Raw genomic sequence first — 18,070 nt, forward strand, 5'->3', positions numbered from 1 at the left:
GCTCGTCTCCTCATCATGGTTTCATCATGAAGGGAAACCGTGCCGGGGGCGCGGTGTCTGATTAGAAAGGCCGTCCATGACGGCACTCGACACCCTCTTTCCCTCCGAAGAGCAGATTCCCCCCGGCGTGCGGCTGCCCGCGTACATGGAGCAGCGCGAGTACCTGGTGGGAGGCGAGTTGCGCACCTGGGCCGGTGAGCTCAACCCGGTGGCGAGCCCCGTGTTCGTCCGGACCCCGGAAGGGCTGAAGCAGAAGGTCATTGGCGCCACGCCGCTGCTCACCTCGCGGGAGTCCCTGGACGCGCTGGCGGCGGCGGTGAAGGCCTATGACTCCGGCCGGGGCGTCTGGCCCTCCCTCAAGGTGGCCGAGCGCATCGAGCACGTGGAGCGCTTCCTCACCGCCATGCGCGCCCAGCGCACCGCGGTGGTGAACCTGCTGATGTGGGAGATTGGCAAGACGCAGCCGGACTCGGAGAAGGAGTTCGACCGCACGGTGGACCTCATCGTGGAGACCATCCGCGCGCTGAAGGAGCTGGACCGCACCTCGTCCCGCTTCGTCCAGGACCAGGGCATCATGGCGCAGATCCGCCGCGCGCCCATGGGCGTGGCCCTGTGCATGGGGCCGTACAACTACCCCCTGAACGAAACCTTCAGCACGCTCTTCCCCGCGCTCCTGATGGGCAACACCGTGGTGTTCAAGCCGGCGAAGTTCGGCGTGCTGCTGGTGCGGCCCCTGCTGGAGGCGTTCCGGGACTGCTTCCCGCCCGGCGTCATCAACATCATCTACGGCCGCGGCCGGGAGACCGTGGGCGCGCTGATGGAGAGCGGGCAGGTGGACCTGTTCGCCTTCATCGGCACCAACAAGGGCGCCAGCGAGCTGAAGCGCATGCACCCGCGCCCGCACCGCCTCAAGTCCGTGCTGGGCCTGGACGCGAAGAACCCGGCCATCATCCTGGAAGACGCGGACCTGGATAACGCGGTGAAGGAGTGCATCACCGGCACGCTGTCCTTCAACGGCCAGCGGTGCACGGCGCTCAAGCTGCTGGTGGTGCACCGGAACATCGTGGACGCGTTCCTCGCGAAGTTCACCGCCGCCGTGGACAAGCTCAAGCCCGGCATGCCCTGGGACCCGGGCGTCGCCGTCACGCCGCTGCCGGAGCCGGGCAAGGCGACGTACCTCCAGGGGCTGGTGGACGACGCGGTGTCAAAGGGCGCTCGCGTGGTGAACGCGACAGGCGGGCAGGCGTCCCGGTCGTTCTATTCACCCACGGTGGTGTACCCGGTCACGCGCGACATGCGGCTGGCCACGGAGGAGCAGTTCGGTCCGGTGGTGCCGGTGATGGTCTTCGACGACGACGCGGAGGCCGTGCGGCTGGTGGTGGAGTCGCAGTTCGGTCAGCAGCTCAGCCTGTTCGGGAAGGACTCCGCGCGCATCGGGCGGTTCATCGACGCGTTCTCCAACCAGGTGGGCCGCATCAACCTCAACTGCCAGTGCCAGCGCGGGCCGGACACGTTCCCGTTCAACGGCCGCAAGGACTCCGCGGAAGGGACGCTGTCCGTGGCGGACGCGCTGCGGGTGTTCTCCATCCGCACGCTGGTGGCGACGAAGACGACGCCGGACAACACCGCGCTCGTGCAATCCATCCTGACCCGCAGAGAGTCGGATTTCCTCACCACGGACTTCCTCTTCTAGTCCCGCCTTGGCCCTGGGTGGTATGCCCTGGGCCATCCCATGTCGCCGCGCACCACGACCCTCGAGCTGCACAAAGAAGAGATGAAGTTCTCCGCGGGGCACTTCACCATCTTCTCCGCCACGCACCGCGAGAACCTGCATGGGCACAACTTCTCCGTCTACGTCGCGCTGACGGGGGAGGTGTCCGACGACGGCCTGCTTTCGGACTACGGCCCGCTGAAGCAGGCCATCATCAACCGCTGCAAGGCCTGGAACGAGACGTTCTTCCTGCCCGCCCACTCCAAGCACCTGCGGCTGGAGCGGGACGCACAGGGCAACCACGTGGCGCACTTCAACGGCGAGGAGCTGCGCTTCCTCGCGCGCGACGTCACGGTGCTCCCGGTGGCCAACGTGTCGCTGGAGGAGCTGGCGCGCGTCTTCGGCGAGGAGCTGGTGGGCGACGGCAGCGCCATGGCGCGCGACCACATCACGGGGCTGGTGGTGAAGTGCGCTTCGGGCCCTGGCCAGTGGGCCTCCTGGGAGTGGAAACGCGATGTCTGATCAGGTCCTCATCACCGGCGCCAGCCGGGGCATTGGCCGGGCGGCGGCGGAGCGGTTTCGCAAGGAGGGCTGGCGCGTCATCAACGTGTCGCGAAGCCCCTGCACCGTGTCGGACGTCGTCAACGTTCCGGTGGACCTGGCCGTGCCGGGCTGGGAGCCCGCGGTCGAAGCGGCGCTGCGCGACGGGGCAGGGCAGGGGCGCTTGTCCGTCATCCACAACGCAGCCCTCTACGAGCACGACGACGCGCTGACCATGGACGCGGACCACCTGCGCCGCGTGCTGGAGGTCAACGTCGTGGCCCCGCTGGTGCTCAACCGCCTGGCGCGGCCGCTGCTCACGGACGGCTCGTCCCTGCTCTACGTGGCGTCCACGCTGGGGGAGAAGGCCGTGAAGGGCGTGGCGTCCTACGTGACGACCAAGCACGCGCTCATCGGGATGATGCGGGCCACCTGCCAGGACCTGGCGGGGACGCAGGTCCACACCGCCGCAGTCTGCCCGGGCTTCACGGACACGGAGATGCTCCGCGAGCACCTGGGCACGGACCCCGCCGTCCGTGCGAGCGTGGCGGGGATGACGACCTTCGGGCGGCTCATCACGCCGGAGGAGATCGCCGGCGTGCTCTACCTCTGCGCCACCACCCCGGTCCTGAATGGCGCGGTCATCCACGCCAACCTGGGGCAGATCGAGCGCTGAGCCCGCTTCAGCCTTCCTGCGCGTAGACGGTGCACGAGGACGTGCAGGTCTCCGCCACGCGGACGCGCGCGACGGTGGTGCCGGGCACGTTCACGCGCTCGAAGAGCCACGCGGCCAGCAGCTCGCTCGTGGGGTTCTCCAGGCCGGGGACGTCGTTGAGCAGCCGGTGGTCCAGCTGGGCGTGGAGCGGCTGCCAGGCGGCGTTCAGCTCCGCGAAGTCCACGATCCACCCGAACTGCGGATGCACGGGGCCGCGGAGGGTGATTTCGATGCGGTAGCTGTGGCCGTGCACCCGCGAGCACTTGTGCCCTTCCGGAACGTTGGGCAGGCGGTGCGCGGCCTCGAAGGTGAACTCCTTCGAGATTTCGGTGACGAGGGGGGTCTTCTTCAAGGGACAGTCTCCTGACGGCGGCCTTCTACCTGTCATGTCCCCCGGCGTCCACGTGCCTGGAGGCGCGGGCCCGGACGCCAGGCAATTCCACGGAATCAGATGATCCCGCCTCCCGCATCCTTTCCTTGGTGGACCTGAGCGCACAGGCTGCCGGCCCCTTTTTCCCGGAGGCCTTCGTGATGCGTCGTTCCTTCCTCGCACCGCTCCTGGTGCTCGCCAGCCTGCTGGCCTGTGGTCCCGTTCCGGAACAGGAGCCCTCGCCCACCGAGACCCGCGCTCAGGGCCTGACCTCCGCCAATGGGCTCGTCACCCTGGAGGCCGTGGGTACGGGCCGGCCCTATGCCTTCGCCACCGCGCAGCCGGGCACGCAGCTCTATGTCGACCGGACGTACACGCTGACCGGCCTGTCCCCCCGGCTCCAGGGCGGCGTGCTGCTCCAGGCGGCGAATGACGACAAGCTCTACACCGGCGCGTCGCAGGTGCGGCTGGGCCTGAACTCCGCCGCCACGGTCTACGTGGCCATGGACCGCCGCAACACGGTGCTGCCCGCGTGGCTGGCGGACGGCACCTGGGCGCTCACCGACGAGGTGCTCGCCACCAACGACCCCTCCGCGACCACGTCCAACGCCTCCACGCCCATGAAGGTGTACGTGAAGTCCGTGCCCGCGGGGACGCTGGTGTTGGGCGGCGGCATGGCGGCGCCCGCGCAGGGCACCAACGCGCAGTACGCGGTCGTCATCCAGTACGCGAGCAGCGAGCCCGGCGTGGTGGCGCGCTTCTTCCCCAACTTCCGGATGCAGGGCGTGCCGGTGCTGCGTCACCTGTCCACCGTGAACGTGTCCTACGGAACGGGCGCGCCGGTGGCCGGCATCCCGGCGGACTTCTTCGGCATGCGCATCGAGGGCTTCGTCACGCCCGCCTTCACGCAGACGTACACGTTCCGCACCTCCGCCAGCGGTGGCGTGCGGCTGTGGGTGAATGGCCAGCTCCTGGTGGATGACTGGTTCGAGCACGCCGTGGAGCAGCGCTCCGGGAGCATCGCCCTGTCGCAGGACATCCCCGCCAGCGTGGTGCTGGAGTTCTTCGACGCGGAGGCCGCGGCCTCGCTGTTGCTCCAGTGGCAGAGCGCCAGCCAGCCCTGGCAGACGGTGCCCGTGTCCCGCCTGGAGACGGCGGCGCTGCCCCTGCCGCGTCCCCTGGGCGCCCACTGCACCGCGGGCGCGCAGTGCCGCTCCGGCGGGTGCAGCGTGTTCCCCGTGGGCAACGTCACCATCTGGAACGAGGGAGACGCCGTCTGCACGCCCGAGGTGGCGGAAGGCCAGCCCGGCCTGAAGGCCGAGTACTTCACCTCCGAGTTCCTCTACAACCGCGCCACCGTGCGGCGCGAGGCGTTCCTGGGGACGTACTGGGGCGCGTCCTCTCCCGCGCCCGGCGTGCCCGCCGACAGGTGGTCCGCGCGCTGGTCCGCCACGCTGAGGGCGCCCACCACCGGCACGTACACGCTGCGCACCGCCACCGAGGACGGCGCGCGCCTGTGGCTGGATGGCGTGCTGCTCGTCGACAACTGGATGGAGGCGGAGGGCGGGCAGACGCACGACGTCGCCGTGTCGCTCACCGCCAACAGCCCGCATGACCTGGTGATGGAGTTCTTCGAGGGCTACGGCGACGCTCATGCGCAGCTGTCGTGGACCGGCCCGGGCATCCCCTGGCAGACCGTCACCACGGCGCTGAGCACGCCGCCGCACTTCACCTGCCGGCCACACGGCTCCCAGTGCCGCTCCAACGAGGACTGCTGCGGTGGCTTCTGCTCCGTGTCCCCGGTGGGCAACGTCACCATCTGGAACGAAGGGGCCACGGTGTGCGGCCCCCGGTGAGCTGAGCCATTCGCGCGAGGGCCCGCGCTCAGCTTTCGAGTGCGGTGCCCAGCCGTGCGAGCACTCCCGGCCAGCCCGGCTTCATTCCTTCGAAGGCGCGGCGGCCCATGGGTGAATCCAGGTTGAAGCCTTCGTGGACGAGCGTGAGCCGCGTCCCCGTTCCCTCCGGCGCGAGCCGCCAGGTGAGGGTGGTGTCGAGTGTGCCCGTGGCGAAGCGGTACTGGAGCAGCCGCTCCGGCTCCACCGCGAGCACCTCACAGGGCTGCTGGCCCCAGGCGCCCATGTCGAGCGTGAAGCGGTGGCCCACGATGGGGCGCACGTCGCCCGCGGCCCACCACTTCGCGTGGAGCGCCGGGTCCGTCAATGCCTTCCACACGGCGGAGGGCGGATGGGCATACACGTGGTCCAGTTGGATGACGGCGGGGGGATTCATTTGCGTGACTCCTCGTCGAGCACGTCCTCGAGCGCGGCGAGCCGCTGCTTCCAGTAGTGCGTGAAGGCCTTGAGCCAGTCGTCCACCTCCGACAGTGGACGTGGATCCAGGTGGTAGTAGCGCTCACGGCCGCGCGGCTCCTCGCGGACGAGCCGTGCCTTGCGCAAGACCTGGAGATGTTCGGAGACAGCGGGCCGGCCCAGGTTGAAGCCGCTCGCCAGGTCGTTCACCGCGCGCGGCCCCTTGCGCAGTTGCAGCAGGATTTCCCGGCGCACCGGATTGGAGAGCGCCGAAAAGACATCCGGTTCGGACATGGCCCGGATTGATACGTCGGAAATCTCCGACGCGTCAAGTGGCGCCCATGGCGGGAGGGGAGGTGGCGTGAAGCGGCTATCTGCGGGCGACGCGCGGCTGCGCGAGGGGCGCGCGCTGCTCCCGGCGGACGGGGAGCCGGAGGAGCTGGGCGTAGCGCGCGAGCCGGTCCTCGAAGCGCCGGGCATCGCGGCCCCAGTGCACGACGACGTTGCGCTCCGGGTTCTTCCGGTGCGTCAGCTCGATGCCGTACTCGTCCTGCGCGCCAATCCAGTCCGGGTGGTGGCGCCGCTCGCAGTCGAGGCCGGCGTAGTGGGCCAGGGGCTCGCTCCAGGTGAGGGCGCGCAGGGCCCCGGCGCCGCGCAGCGACACCTCCGAGGCCGTCACCACCACCTCCAGGCGGGTGGTCAGGCACCGCACGATGAGCGTCCCGGTCACGAACAGGGCCAGGACGCCCACCAGTGGCAGCATCCATTGCTCACGCAGCAGGGCCAGGGACAGGCCCTGGTCCAGCGCGTAGGCAACGGGGAGCACGACGAGCAGCACGAACCCGAGCAGTGGCCACACGACCTGGCCGAGCAGCGGACGCGTGTGGAAGCGCAGGGGGAGGTCGCCCCCCATGTCCATCTTCTGTGGAACCGGTGAAAGCACTTCGAAGAAGGACATGGGGCCTGCGTCTCGGGTGTGCGGGCGATGGCTGCCTTTGACCCAAGCTCAACATGGCGGCGGACGCACTGTCCACGTCTTCCCGGGTAGTCCGGGAGCAGCGGACGGGCCGCGCCCTTCAGCGGGAGTGCTGTTTGAAGAAGTCCCACATGATGGTGGTTCCGTCGGGACCCGCTGGGTCCGCGAACGGGAAGGCGCCGTCACCGCCGGGCCATGCGTGCCCCATGCCCTGGATTTCGATGTGCTGGACCAGGAGCACGCCGTTGGAGACGTAGTCCCTCACGGTGTACTTGCGGCCTCCCGTTGAAACAGCGGACGTCACCCGGGCCGGGGTGTTGGACACGCTGTTGTTGTTCGAGCCGTCGTCGCCGTAGTCGTTCGTCTGGACGAACTGGCGCGCGGTCTGCTGGCCGTTGACGGGATTGACGACGTCGTCGGACGTGCCGTGCACCACGAGCACCGGCACCTTCCGGCGCGGCTTGCCCGAGCACGCCCACGCGTCATGGCCCCGGTCATCCGGTGAATAGATGCTGCCGAACGTCATCGCATAGAGGCTGCCGGACGCAGTGGTGGCCGCCTTGTACATGGCGCCCGCGCCCACCATGCCCGCGGTGAACACATCCGAGTAGCAGGCCATCAGGATGCTGGTCATCACCGCGCCCGCGGAGACGCCGCCCAGATAGACGCGGCGCGAGTCCACCGCGTAGTTGCCCTTCACCCAATCCACCATGCCGACGATGAGCGACGGCTCGCCAATGCCTCGCTCCTGGTTGGAGGAGAACATGAAGTTCCAGCATTGGGTGCCGTTCGCGAACATCGCCTGGTTGGGATAGAGCACCAGGAACTTCTCCGCGTCCGCCTTCGCGTTCAGCCGCGACAGGCCTGCGAACTGGTCCGGGTTCTGAAGACAGCCATGCAGCCCCACGACGAGCGGGAGCGGCTCGCCGGGCTGGTAGCCGGTGGGGACCCAGAGCTGGAAGCTCCGGGTGCCCCAGATGTTCGAATAGACGCCGTGGACCCACTCGCCCGCGCGGGCCTGAGTGGTTCCCAACACGGCGAACAGCGCGCACACCGCCACCGCCATGCGAGCCATGGCCTGGACCTTCCGAGTCACCGACATGTGTCTGCCTCCTGCTTCAGCCAGGACGCGTCATGCGCCCGGGTGACTCGACTTCCCGGAGGAACCTCTCCACCGCGTCGGCGACCTGTCCGGGTTGATCCACGGGCGCGGCATGCCCGGAATCCGTCAGCACTTGGAGCCATGCGTCCTTGAGCTGGCCCGCGTAGGCCTGCTTCGTGGACAGCGGCGTGTAGTCCCGTTCGGAGTGCAGCACGAGCACGGGACAGGTGATGTCCTTCAGCCGGTCCTGGACGCTCCATCCGACGAGCCCCCGCGTCGCGCGCAGGTACACGTCCGGCGCGTTGGAGCCCAGGGATTCGATGGCCCGTTGGCGCAGGGCCTCCTGGTCCGGCTTTGGGAACAGCCTGGGGGCCACGCGCTTCGCCAGCCCGCGAGGACCGAGGAGCCGCAGCACCAGGAGGCGCGCGGCGAACTCCATCTTCCGGCGGAACGTGCGCGCGACCATGTCCGGCCCGCTGTTGACCACGGTCAGGCTGCGCACCAGATCCGGCCGGTCCACCGCCAACTGGAAGCCCATCATCCCGCCCATGGACAGGCCGACGACGTGCACCTGCGTCAGCCCCAGCCCGTCGCACAGCGCGGCGATGTCCCGCGCGAAGAGGGCCACGCCATACGCGCCCGCCGGCTTGTCGCTCTGGCCGTGGCCTCGCGCGTCCGGCACCAGCACTCGGTGGTGCGCCGACAGCCGGGGTGCCACCGCGTCCCAGTCGCTGCCGGACGAACCCAGCCCGTGGAGGAGCAGGATGGGCGCTCCCTCGCCAGACTCCTGGAGGTGCAGGGTGACGCCGTCGGGAAGGGAGAACGTAGGCATCGTCGGGTGAACGACCGTTCAGAGGGGGGATGGACTACGCTTGCAGGGTCGGTGGAACCGTAGCTGAACGACCGTTCGTTTTTCAAGGTGGCCCCCATGGCGTCTTCCTCTCCGTCCCGTCTTCGCGCGCGCAAGGCGGTGCTTCCGGCCTCGGCGTCGGCGGACGGCACGCGTCGCCGCATCCTGGAGACGGCGCTCCAGCTCTTCGCGAGCCGAGGCTTCCATGACGCGTCCATCCGGGACCTGGCCAAGGAGCTGGAGCTGCGGCCCAGCGCGCTCTACGCGCACTTCCCCTCCAAGGAACACGTGCTCGCGGAGCTGGTTCGGTTGGGGCACGAGGCGCACCACGAGGGCTTGCGCACGGCGCTGCTCGGCGCGGGGGCGAAGCCGGTGGAGCAGCTTCGGGCCCTGGTCCGGGCGCACACGCAGCTGCACGCGACCCATCCGCAGCTGGCCGTGGTGGTGAATGACGAAATCCATGCGCTGCCGCCGGAGCTGGCGGCGCCGTCGCTGGCGCTGCGGGAGCAGTCGTCGGCGTTGCTGATGGCGGTCATCGAGCGGGGCCGCGCGCAGGGCGTGTTCTCCGTGCCGAACGCGGGCGTCGTCGCCGCAGCCATCTCCGCCATGGGGTTGCGGCTGCCCTACTGGTTCGAACCCACGCCCGCGCTCGACGTGGACGCGCTGGCGGACCTGCACGCGGAGCTGGCACTGCGAATGCTGGGGGTCAAGGCCGGGAAGAAGGAGGGCTGAACTCCGGCGCATCACCGGAGAGGTCATGGGCGTCTGGCGCACGGGTTGCTAAATGTCACCGTGCCGGCCGGGCAGGGTGCCCGGCCGTGGCTTCCTGGCCGCGATGCTCCCCGAACAGTCCCAATCGCACGCGGCACCCGGCCCACGGCGCGGCCTGCGGGCCACTGCCGTCCTCACGCTGCTGTGCCTGCCGCTGTCCGTGGCCACTCCTCCGCCGGTGTCTCCTCCGCCCCGGCTCGTCCTCTGGGCCTGGGAGCGGCCGGAGGACCTGAGCTTCCTGGAGGGCCGCGCGGTGGATGTCGCCTTCCTGCTCGCGACGCTCGACCTCACCGACGAGGACGAGCACCTGGTGCCCCGCAGGCAGCCACTCCGGGTTCCGCCGGGGACCGCGCTGAAGGCCACCGTGCGGTTGCAGATGCTTCCGGGAAGCTCGCTCGCGCGCTTCGGTTCGGAGCGCCTGGAGTCATTGGCTGGGAGTCTGGAGGCGCTCGTGCGCCGCCGCCCTGACGTGACGGCGCTGCAACTGGACTTCGATGCCCGTGCGTCGGAATACGACGGCTACATCGACCTGCTCCAGCGGCTGCGTGCGCGCCTGCCTCCGGGGATGCCGCTGTCCATCACGGGGCTCGCTTCGTGGTGTGTGCCCGGCAGCTGGATTGCGCGCGCGCCCGTGGACGAAGTGGTGCCGCAGCTCTTCCGCATGGGCCCGGACGCGCCGGTCTGGCGTGCTCGGTTCGCGCGCGGCCTGCCTCGCCCGTGCGCGGGCAGCATGGGCCTGTCCATGGACGAGTGGCAGCCCGTGCCTCCCGGCGTTTCGACCCTCTATCTCTTCAACCCCCGGCCGTGGACGCCCGATGCGTTCGCTCGCGCCGAGGCGGAGACCCGACCATGAAGAACGCAAGAACAGTCCTGGGGCTCGTGGGCCTCGCGGTGTTGCTGCCTCCCGTCATCGCCGACGCCTGCGGGCCCGACTTCGGGCCCGAGCCCCGCTTCTCCGTCGTCGACAATCCCGACCGACCCTTCAGCAACTACGCCGCCGGACGCCTGGGCATCCTCCGTCGCACCTTCGACGCGCCGTACCTCGCCTTCGCCTTTCGCTCGATGATGGGCATCCCCACCACGGCGGATGAACAGAAGCATCTGGTGGCGGGTTGGACGGACGCGGAGGGCCGCTATGGGCCCGACCCGAGCTGGGCCCGTGATCAATGGACCGCCGTCCGGCAGGAGGTCGCGCCCTTCAAGGACCTCCCACAGGTGGACGCCAACCAGATGGTGTACGCCTCCAACGACGCCTACATCCACGGCGATGCCTTCCTTCATGCAGCGGCCACGGCTCGGGCGCTCGCGAAGGAATGGAAGCAGCGCCCGGCCCTGCTGAAGGAGTGGGTGGGCAACCAGGACACCGTCTTCAGCAAGGGCTGCACCCTGGCTGACCCGGCGCCGGGCATCGAGGATTCGCTGACGCCGCGGGAGAAGGCGCGCCGTCAGGCCGAGCGCGATTACCAGGCCGCGTCCATGCACCTGTACTGCGGGAAGTTCGACGAAGCGGCGGAGGCTTTCCAGTCGCTCGCCAGCACCGCGGACTCTCCCTACCGGACGCTCGCCGCTTACCTCGTGGCGCGAACCCGCGTTCGCGAGGCGCTGTTCCTACAGCCGGACGACTACTACGAGGCGCGCACGGTGGACGAGGCCTCGCTCGCGCGCTTCACCCGGGCGGAGGAGGCCATCCAGAAGGTGCTCGCGGATCCGAAGCTGCGTGAGGTGCACGGCCCCGCTCGGCGCCTGCTGTCCCTCGTGCGTTTGCGCCTGTCGCCGGCCACCTGGCGGTGCGAGCTGTTCTCGCGGGTACTGGAGAAGGGGACGGGCTCCGGGCTGGAGTCGGAGCTGGCTGGCCTCTCGCTGGGGTCCGACGCGGAGGGCAACGCCGTCACCTGCCCGGGATTGAAGCCTCGCGCGGCGGAACTCTTCGAGTGGCTCCGGCTCATGTCCGCCTCCGCCTCCGAGGAGACCGGCGCTCCGGAGACGCCATGGCCCGCGAAGGCCTACGCAACCGCCGTGGCCCGCTGGAAGAAGTCCGGGCATCAGCCCTGGCTCGTGCTCGCGTTGCTGTCGGCCCGCGCGGACGCGCCGGAGGTGCCCCAGTTGCTCACGGACGCGGCAGCGGTGCCGGTGGAGTCACCCGCGGGCATGACGCTCGCCTGGCGCTCCGTGCAACTGCTGCGCGAGCGGGGACAGTTGGCGGAGGCCCGGGCGCGGCTGGACGCCATTCCCCTGGAGCAGGTGCGCGACCAGCTCTCCACGGACAACGCCCTGCGGGAGGAGCGGCTGCACCTGGCGAACGGCTGGGATGAAGCCCTGCGCAACGCGGCCCAGTTCCTGGTGGAGGAAGTCGTCCTGGCCCCTCAGCAGGACGGCAGTGCACCGATGGGACTCAGCGCCGCGCGGGCCACCTTCCTGGAGTCCCATGTCCCCACGCGCCGGCTGCGCGAGTGGGCCGCGCTTCCGTCGTTGAGCCCCGAGCTGCGCCGGCAGCTGTCGTGGGCCGTGTTCGCTCGCGCCGCGGTGGTGGGGGATGACGCAATGCTCACGGCCCAGGCGACCACGCTCGCGGAGACGGAGCCCAAGGCCCGCGCGGAGTTGCTGGCCATCGTGGGGCGGCCCACGGCGGAGGAGCGTCAGTTCGACGCGCGGCTGCTGATCATGGGGCTGCCGGTCGTCTCCGCGAGGGTGGAGCCCGCCAGGGACCGTCTGGCCAATGTCTCACCGAAGCTGGACCTCACCGAGGACATGAGCTGGTACCGCAACGGCTGGTGCGTGCCGGGACCGAAGAACCTGGAGGATCCGCTGAAGACGCCGCTCCCGTTCGCGAGCCCCGAGGAGCGGGCGGACGCCGCCGCGGAGTGGAAGGCCCTCAACGAAGCAGGCTCCTCCGTGGCCTTCTTCTCCCGCGTGGCGTTGGATTGGGCGAAGGCGCATCCGCAGGACCCGCGCTCGCCCATCGCGCTGTTCCGCGCAGTCCGCTCCAGCAAGAGGGGCTGCGGCCAGAACACCCCGGAGGCGAAGAAGGCCTTCGCGTACCTCCACAAGAACTACGGCAAGACGGAGTGGGCGCGCAAAACGCCCTACGTGTACTGACGCGAGCAGGCCCTACTGCTTGGGCTTCACGATGCGGAAGATCTTCCGCCGGAAGATCTTGTCGCGCGCCTCGTCGGTCAGGCGCGTGGACTTCACCTGCAGGTAGATGGACGGATGGTCCGAGTAGTACTTGCCCTCGGACTTCAGGTGCCGGGAGCCGCTGGCGCCCATCAGGCCGAACATGCCGGGGCCGGACAGCTCCAGGTGCTCCGTGTCCGCCTGGTAGTAGCCCATGTAGTGGGCGTTGCCGGCGGAGTTCGAATACTGCTGCTGGAAGAGCGGGATGGCCTCGCTGCTCTTGTGGGCCAGCATGTACGTGGGCTGCGTCTCCGGCCGGCCGTCGAAGAAGACACCCCGGCTTCCCTGGGCCGTCTCCTGGAGGTCCATGTTGAAGTCGCCCACCATCACCTGGATGCCCTCGGTCTTGCAGAAGGCCTGCAAGGCATTGCGCTCCACCTGCCGCTCGTGCGGATTGGAGCCGGTCAGCGACGCGCGCAGGTGCACCCCGGCCACCGTCACCGAATAGCCATACCGGTTCCCGAGCGTCACCTTGAGGATGTACTCGTCCTTGGACTTCAGCTTCGTCTGGATGGACGCAGTCTTCCGCGTGAGCGTGGTGGCCTCCAGGTAGAAGCCGTCCTCCTTCACGTTGTCCAACTGCCCGTCGATGTCCTCCCGCAGGTAGAGGGCAATCTCGTTGACGTGCTTGATGCCCTTCACCGTCGCGTCGTCAATCAGGTGCTTGCGGACGTAGGACATGCCCAGACCGGAGACGTCGATGCGGTCCGGGAAGGGCGAACCCGTCGGGTTCTCCGACAGGAAGATGAAGACGGGGTAGTGCTTGTAGCCGCGCAGGTTGCGCTCGATGCGGCTCTTGCGCCGGTCGCTCCACTGGGACGTGTCCGTCGCCTGGGGGCCGTTGCTCGCCAACCATGACTGGAGGTTGTCGTCATAGTCGGCGTCGCGGACGTGCATGTTGCGGATGAGGTCGCACTCCTGCTCCACGATGTCCGCGAGCTTCGCGGCGATGTCCGGCCCCTGCAGGAACGCGCTGGAGCCCATGCTGGGGACGAGCGGGTTCGCGAGGTTCGCCCCGTCCACCCGCATCCCCGTGTCATCCAACGTCGCGCTCAGCCCCTTCACGCCCTTGGTGGTGTTGGCCTTGTAGAACTTCTTCGCCGCGTCGAAGGGGATGAACAGGATGGAGATGCGGGGAAGGGTCGCGGTGTCGATGCCCTCGTCGAATTCGCGCTTCGGCATGGCGTCCCCGGGTGTGCGAGCGGGCTACTTCCAGGAGCAGCCCTTGATCTTCTTGCAGAACGCTTCGTTGGTGGCCTTCTCGCACGCGATGGCCACGCCGCCGCACATATTGGACCCGAACATGTAGGCACATCCAGGCTGGCTGCTGCAGTACATCTGGGAGAAGACGCCACAGAAGTTCGCCTTGCCCGTGCAGCGACCTGCGCCCTGTGACGCACCGGCGTCCTTCTCCGGCGTGGCGACCGTGCCCGCGTCCTTGCCTTCGACCCCGGCGTCCACTGTCGCGGAAGGGGAGGGCTTGGGCTTCTTCGCCGTGTCCGCCGCGTGGGCGGGAGCGCCCACCAGGGCCGCCGCCATCGTGAGCGCCATGAAGAGACCGACACGCTGTCCGTGCTGCGCCATGTTCCTGTCCTTTGGGTGTGGGACCGGCCCGACTTCCGCCATGACAGTCCACGAGAAGGGGGCTCAGCGACGTGCAGCATGCACGCCTGCCCGAGTGGGAGTCGAGCGGCCAGGTCCGCTTCAGCGGCGCGGGAGCTGCTCCCGCGCCAGCTCGATGAAGACCCTCAGCGGACGCGAGGCCCGCGCCCGGTGGGGGTAGTAGAGGAAGAGGCCGGGGACGCTCGGGGCCCAGTCCTCCAGGACGGGCCGCAGCGTGCCTGCGCGCAGTCCGGCCGCCGCCTGGAGCTCCGCGATGTAGGTGAGCCCCAGGCCCTGGCTGGCCATGCCCAGGAGCAGCGAGGAGCTGTCCGACGTGAGCGGCCCCTTCACCGGCACGGTGAGCTCCTTCGTCCCCTGTTCGAACTCCCAGTGGTAGGGCAGCCCCGTCGAGGGCGCGCGGTAGCCCAGGCAGGAGTGGTTCCCCAGGTCCCGGGGATGCCGGGGCGTCCCGTGCCTTTCGAAATACGCGGGTGAGCCCACGACGAGGAAGCGGAAGGCCGGCGTCAGTCGCACCTGGACCATGTCGCGCTGCACGGACTCCGTGAGCCGGATGCCGGCGTCGTAGCCCTCCTTCACGATGTCCACGAACCCGTCCTGCACGGACACGTGCACCTGCACCTGCGGGTAGGCCGCGACGAAGCGCGGCAGCACCGGCTCCACCACGGGTGACACGGAGAACGCGGGCACCGACAGGCGCAGCGAGCCCGTCACCTCCGGGGTCACTCCGGCGGCCAGGTGTTCGAGCGCCGCCAGCGCGGACTGCAGGCCCGGACCGGCTTCGTCCATCAGCCGCTGTCCCGACTCCGTGAGGGACACGCTGCGCGTGGTGCGGGCGAGCAGCGCCTGTCCCAGCTTCTCCTCCAGCTGGCGCACCGCCTGGCTCACCGCGGACGAGGACACGCCCAGCTCCTTCGCGGCCTGACTGAAGCTGCGCCGGCGGGCGACGGTGACGAACACGGTCAGGGCATTGAGGGGCGTCAGGGCCATTTCGAAGAAAGTCTAAACAGTCCCTGCAACTTCCGCGTCTTCATCCGGCGGCTTCCGGGCGGCACCTTGTGCGCATCCAACACGGGGGCATTCCATGACGACGACCGCTCGCATCGATTCGCTGGCGCAGTACCACCTGCTGGGCCGCAGTGGCCTGCGGGTGAGCCCGCTGTGCCTGGGTGCCATGACCTTCGGCACCGAGTGGGGCTGGGGCAGCCCCAAGGACACCGCTCACCGCATGCTCGCCCGCTACCTGGAGGCCGGCGGCAACTTCGTGGACACCGCGGACGGCTACACGGGCGGCTCCAGCGAGGCCATCATCGGGGACTACTTCGCGCAGGCCGGAGGCCGCGACCGAGCGGTCATCGCGACGAAGTTCACCGTCAACACCTGGCCCGGCGACCCGAACGCGGGCGGCAACGGCCGCAAGAACATCCGCCGTGCGCTGGAGGGTTCGCTGCGGCGGCTGAAGACGGACTACGTGGACCTGTACTGGCTGCATGCGTGGGATGGCATGACGCCAGTGGAGGAAGTGATGCGCACGCTCGATGCGCTCGTGCGCGAGGGCAAGGTCCGCTACATCGGACTGTCGGACGTGCCGGCCTGGTACTTCGCCCGCGCGCAGTCGCTGGCGGAGCAGGAGGGCTGGGAGCGCGTCGCCGCGTTGCAGTTGGAGTACTCGCTGGTGGAGCGCAACATCGAGCGCGAGCACATCCCCGCGGCGCTGGCGCTGGGCGCGTCCATCACGCCTTGGAGCCCGCTGGCGTCGGGGCTCCTGTCCGGCAAGTACACCCGCGAGGGCGCGCAGGCGAAGGGCGAGGGCCGGCTGCCGTCCATCCAGGGCGGCGGCAACCCGGGCTTCGAGAAGCTCTTCACCGAGCGCAACTGGGCCATCGTGGACGTGCTGCGCGAGGTGGCGACGGAGCTGGACCGGTCGCCCGCGCAGGTGGCGCTCGCGTGGGTGACGCGCCGGCCGGGCGTGGCGTCCACCATCATCGGCGCGACGCGGATGGAGCAGCTGGAGGCGAACCTGCATGCGCTCGACGTGCGGATTCCCGACGCGCTCGCCGCGACGCTGGAGGCCGTCAGCCGCCCGGAGCTCGTCCACCCGTACCACTTCTTCGAGGACGCCTTCTTCACCGGCGGCATGTTCACGGGCGGCACGACGGTCCGCGCCGAGCCCACGTGGTTCCGGTCCGCACCCCGGTAGTCCGGCGCCGTCAGTTCCCGGCGTCCTTCCACCAGACGCCCCAGTCCACCAGGGCCGTGGAGTAGTCCAACCTGCGCGGACCCTGCGCCGGGACATGAAAGGTGCCGTCGTACAGCGGCGTGAAGCGGATCAAACTGGAGAGGCCGTCGAGCTCCCTGCCCCAGGGATCCACCGCGTACCGGACCTCCTGCGCCGTGGAGCCGTGAGCGTCCATCGGGCCCGGCTGCTGCGCACAGACGGTGACGGGGACCGCGTGTGAGCCTCGGGTGACCGTCTCCTGGCGGATGGGCTTGAATTCTCCCAGGACGGGCGGCCACCAGGGGAACACCGTCGCGGCCTGGATGATGAAGCCGTGCAGGGCCGTTCCCAACGAAGTGCTGGCCGCGCCCTGGAAGTCGCCGCAGGGAGGAGCCGCGCCTGGGGCGCCCGTCCACGTCGTCGTCAGCAGTTGGCCGACCTCCGCGTTCATGCAGGAGCGGTGCAGCTTCGGGGCCTCGCGGTCCGCCTCCGTCACCACGTCGTACCAGGTGCCAGGGCCCAGGGGATGTTCCAGGGTGGGGACCTTGCCGGGCTCGAGGGTGCCCTGACGGAAGGACCGGAGTTTGAGCTCGGAGGAGACGGTGACTCCCATCCCCGCGGGCTCGCTGCTGGCTTCGAGCAGGCCCTGGGTGAGGTACAGCGGCCCGGGCACCGAGGCGTAGACGCGGACCTCCAGTGAGCCATCGCTGACGCGGGAGTCGTGCACGGCGCGCCGGGCGTCCCAGGTCTGCCCCCCGGCGGTGAACCGCTCCTCGGTGGTGTTCTCGCCCAGGAGTTGGACGGGCGGGCGCGGCTGGGACTCCTCCATGCGCATGGGCAGCACGTGGGCCTGGGTGAGCGCGCGATGGGGATGGGGACGGCCCCAGTCATTCGTGAAGGTGATGGCGAGCCACGCCCACGGAGGCCGCACGGCCACGACCTCCACGGCCACCCGGCCCTCGACCGTGTTCGTCCGTCCCCGGGGCTCCTCGCGGATCTTCCCTTCGAGGAAGGCCTGCGTGTCGAACGGGATGTACGGATCGAACAGGGTGCTGCTGAAGGTGTACTCCACGCGGTCCCCAACGCGGGCGTACTTCCACGGCGAGGTCGCGGCCTCCGGCGGAAGGGGAACCGGCTTCATGCCCACGCAGGCGGGGCCTGACACGAGCACCGTGCACAGCAGGAGGAGGACGTGGAGGGTGCGAGGCCGCATGTGCTCTCTGGTCACAGTTCCCGGGGGACCGCGCCGTTTCGCAGCAGCAGCGCCGCGCGGTGGATGGCGGCGCGGATGCGGACGTAGGTGCCGCAGCGGCAGACGTTGTCGCTCATGGCCGCGTCGATGTCCGCGTCGGTCGGCTGGGGGTTCTTCCGCAGCAATGCCACCGCGGCCATGATCTGCCCCGGCTGGCAGAATCCGCACTGGGCCACGTCCTCGGCGATCCACGCCTCCTGCACGGGATGCAGGCCGGATGCGTCCGCGAGTCCTTCGATGGTCTTCACCTCTCGGCCCTCGATGTCGCCCACGGGGTGGAGGCAGGGACGGAAGGCTTCACCGTCCAGGTGGCTGGTGCACGCGCCGCAGACGCCCACGCCGCAGCCGTACTTGGGGCCCGTGACGCCCAGCACGTCGCGGAGCACCCACAAGAGGGGCAGGTCCGCGGGCGACTCCACCGACACCGGTTGACCGTTGAGGAGGAAGGAATGGGCCGGCATG

The 18,070-nt window shown here is 69.5% G+C and carries 19 protein-coding genes; 8 read left to right on the forward strand and 11 right to left on the reverse strand.

The window, feature by feature from the left end; genetic code table 11:
• Positions 1 to 76: 76 nt before the first annotated feature.
• From D7X30_RS31370 to D7X30_RS31380, 3 genes are read left to right on the forward strand one after another with little or no spacing between them, the layout of a single operon-like run.
• On the forward strand, positions 77 to 1,693 hold the full coding sequence (locus D7X30_RS31370) for an NADP-dependent glyceraldehyde-3-phosphate dehydrogenase (protein ID WP_120566651.1): 1,617 nt from the start codon (positions 77 to 79) through the stop codon (positions 1,691 to 1,693).
• A gap of 39 nt (positions 1,694 to 1,732) precedes the next feature.
• Positions 1,733 to 2,233, forward strand: coding sequence for a 6-carboxytetrahydropterin synthase (locus D7X30_RS31375; RefSeq protein ID WP_120566652.1), 501 nt, complete (start codon positions 1,733 to 1,735; stop codon positions 2,231 to 2,233).
• Positions 2,226 to 2,927, forward strand: a complete 702-nt coding sequence (locus tag D7X30_RS31380; protein WP_120566653.1) for an SDR family NAD(P)-dependent oxidoreductase — start codon at positions 2,226 to 2,228, stop codon at positions 2,925 to 2,927. The genes D7X30_RS31375 and D7X30_RS31380 overlap by 8 nt, the downstream gene beginning before the upstream one ends.
• A 7-nt stretch (positions 2,928 to 2,934) precedes the next feature.
• Here D7X30_RS31380 and queD read toward each other — a convergent pair whose 3' ends face one another.
• Positions 2,935 to 3,318 (reverse strand): 6-carboxytetrahydropterin synthase QueD, encoded by a 384-nt coding sequence (gene queD, locus D7X30_RS31385; RefSeq protein WP_233591891.1) that lies wholly within the window; start codon positions 3,316 to 3,318, stop codon positions 2,935 to 2,937.
• Positions 3,319 to 3,497: 179 nt separating this feature from the next.
• On the opposite strand from queD, the gene D7X30_RS31390 reads away from it, so the two are divergent.
• Positions 3,498 to 5,192 (forward strand): PA14 domain-containing protein, encoded by a 1,695-nt coding sequence (locus tag D7X30_RS31390; RefSeq protein ID WP_120566655.1) that lies wholly within the window; start codon positions 3,498 to 3,500, stop codon positions 5,190 to 5,192.
• 28 nt (positions 5,193 to 5,220) lie between these two features.
• Here the strand turns inward: D7X30_RS31390 and D7X30_RS31395 are convergent, their stop codons facing one another.
• The 5 genes from D7X30_RS31395 to D7X30_RS31415 all read right to left on the reverse strand — a co-directional run bounded on the left by D7X30_RS31395 (position 5,221) and on the right by D7X30_RS31415 (position 8,555).
• On the reverse strand, positions 5,221 to 5,625 hold the full coding sequence (locus D7X30_RS31395; RefSeq protein WP_120566656.1) for an SRPBCC domain-containing protein: 405 nt from the start codon (positions 5,623 to 5,625) through the stop codon (positions 5,221 to 5,223).
• Entirely contained in the window at positions 5,622 to 5,939 is a 318-nt protein-coding gene (locus tag D7X30_RS31400) for a helix-turn-helix transcriptional regulator (RefSeq protein ID WP_120566657.1), read from the reverse strand. The genes D7X30_RS31395 and D7X30_RS31400 overlap by 4 nt, the downstream gene beginning before the upstream one ends.
• Before the next feature lie 76 nt (positions 5,940 to 6,015).
• Entirely contained in the window at positions 6,016 to 6,558 is a 543-nt protein-coding gene (locus D7X30_RS31405; protein WP_147443367.1) for a hypothetical protein, read from the reverse strand.
• A gap of 163 nt (positions 6,559 to 6,721) precedes the next feature.
• The gene (locus D7X30_RS31410) at positions 6,722 to 7,723 is read right to left on the reverse strand and encodes a PHB depolymerase family esterase (protein WP_120566659.1); all 1,002 of its coding nucleotides are present in this window, start codon (positions 7,721 to 7,723) and stop codon (positions 6,722 to 6,724) included.
• Between the two features lie 16 nt (positions 7,724 to 7,739).
• The gene (locus D7X30_RS31415; RefSeq protein WP_120566660.1) at positions 7,740 to 8,555 is read right to left on the reverse strand and encodes an alpha/beta fold hydrolase; all 816 of its coding nucleotides are present in this window, start codon (positions 8,553 to 8,555) and stop codon (positions 7,740 to 7,742) included.
• 96 nt (positions 8,556 to 8,651) lie between these two features.
• Between D7X30_RS31415 and D7X30_RS31420 the strand changes: the two genes are divergently transcribed.
• The 3 genes from D7X30_RS31420 to D7X30_RS31430 all read left to right on the forward strand — a co-directional run bounded on the left by D7X30_RS31420 (position 8,652) and on the right by D7X30_RS31430 (position 12,440).
• Positions 8,652 to 9,305 (forward strand): TetR/AcrR family transcriptional regulator, encoded by a 654-nt coding sequence (locus tag D7X30_RS31420; protein WP_120566661.1) that lies wholly within the window; start codon positions 8,652 to 8,654, stop codon positions 9,303 to 9,305.
• Positions 9,306 to 9,408: 103 nt separating this feature from the next.
• Positions 9,409 to 10,197, forward strand: a complete 789-nt coding sequence (locus tag D7X30_RS31425; RefSeq protein ID WP_120566714.1) for a hypothetical protein — start codon at positions 9,409 to 9,411, stop codon at positions 10,195 to 10,197.
• Positions 10,194 to 12,440, forward strand: coding sequence for a hypothetical protein (locus tag D7X30_RS31430; protein ID WP_120566662.1), 2,247 nt, complete (start codon positions 10,194 to 10,196; stop codon positions 12,438 to 12,440). Before D7X30_RS31425 ends, D7X30_RS31430 begins: the two co-directional genes overlap by 4 nt.
• Before the next feature lie 12 nt (positions 12,441 to 12,452).
• Here the strand turns inward: D7X30_RS31430 and D7X30_RS31435 are convergent, their stop codons facing one another.
• From D7X30_RS31435 to D7X30_RS31445, 3 genes are all read right to left on the reverse strand, one after another.
• A complete protein-coding gene (locus D7X30_RS31435; RefSeq protein WP_120566663.1) occupies positions 12,453 to 13,700 on the reverse strand; it encodes a hypothetical protein in 1,248 nt (415 codons plus the stop codon).
• A gap of 24 nt (positions 13,701 to 13,724) precedes the next feature.
• Complete coding sequence (locus D7X30_RS31440; RefSeq protein ID WP_120566664.1) at positions 13,725 to 14,102, reverse strand: hypothetical protein; 378 nt, start codon at positions 14,100 to 14,102, stop codon at positions 13,725 to 13,727.
• 120 nt (positions 14,103 to 14,222) lie between these two features.
• Positions 14,223 to 15,128, reverse strand: coding sequence for a LysR family transcriptional regulator (locus tag D7X30_RS31445; RefSeq protein WP_120566665.1), 906 nt, complete (start codon positions 15,126 to 15,128; stop codon positions 14,223 to 14,225).
• A gap of 94 nt (positions 15,129 to 15,222) precedes the next feature.
• Between D7X30_RS31445 and D7X30_RS31450 the strand changes: the two genes are divergently transcribed.
• Entirely contained in the window at positions 15,223 to 16,338 is a 1,116-nt protein-coding gene (locus D7X30_RS31450) for an aldo/keto reductase (protein ID WP_120566666.1), read from the forward strand.
• A 10-nt stretch (positions 16,339 to 16,348) separates the two neighbouring features.
• On the opposite strand, the gene D7X30_RS31455 is transcribed toward D7X30_RS31450, so the two are convergent.
• Complete coding sequence (locus D7X30_RS31455) at positions 16,349 to 17,569, reverse strand: DUF6068 family protein (RefSeq protein ID WP_120566667.1); 1,221 nt, start codon at positions 17,567 to 17,569, stop codon at positions 16,349 to 16,351.
• 11 nt (positions 17,570 to 17,580) lie between these two features.
• Positions 17,581 to 18,069: a (2Fe-2S)-binding protein gene (locus D7X30_RS31460; protein WP_120566668.1), complete on the reverse strand. Its 489-nt coding sequence runs from the start codon at positions 18,067 to 18,069 to the stop codon at positions 17,581 to 17,583.
• Position 18,070: the final 1 nt, after the last annotated feature.

The organism is Corallococcus sp. AB011P (genome assembly GCF_003611605.1).
Taxonomy (GTDB): Bacteria; Myxococcota; Myxococcia; order Myxococcales; family Myxococcaceae; genus Corallococcus; species Corallococcus coralloides.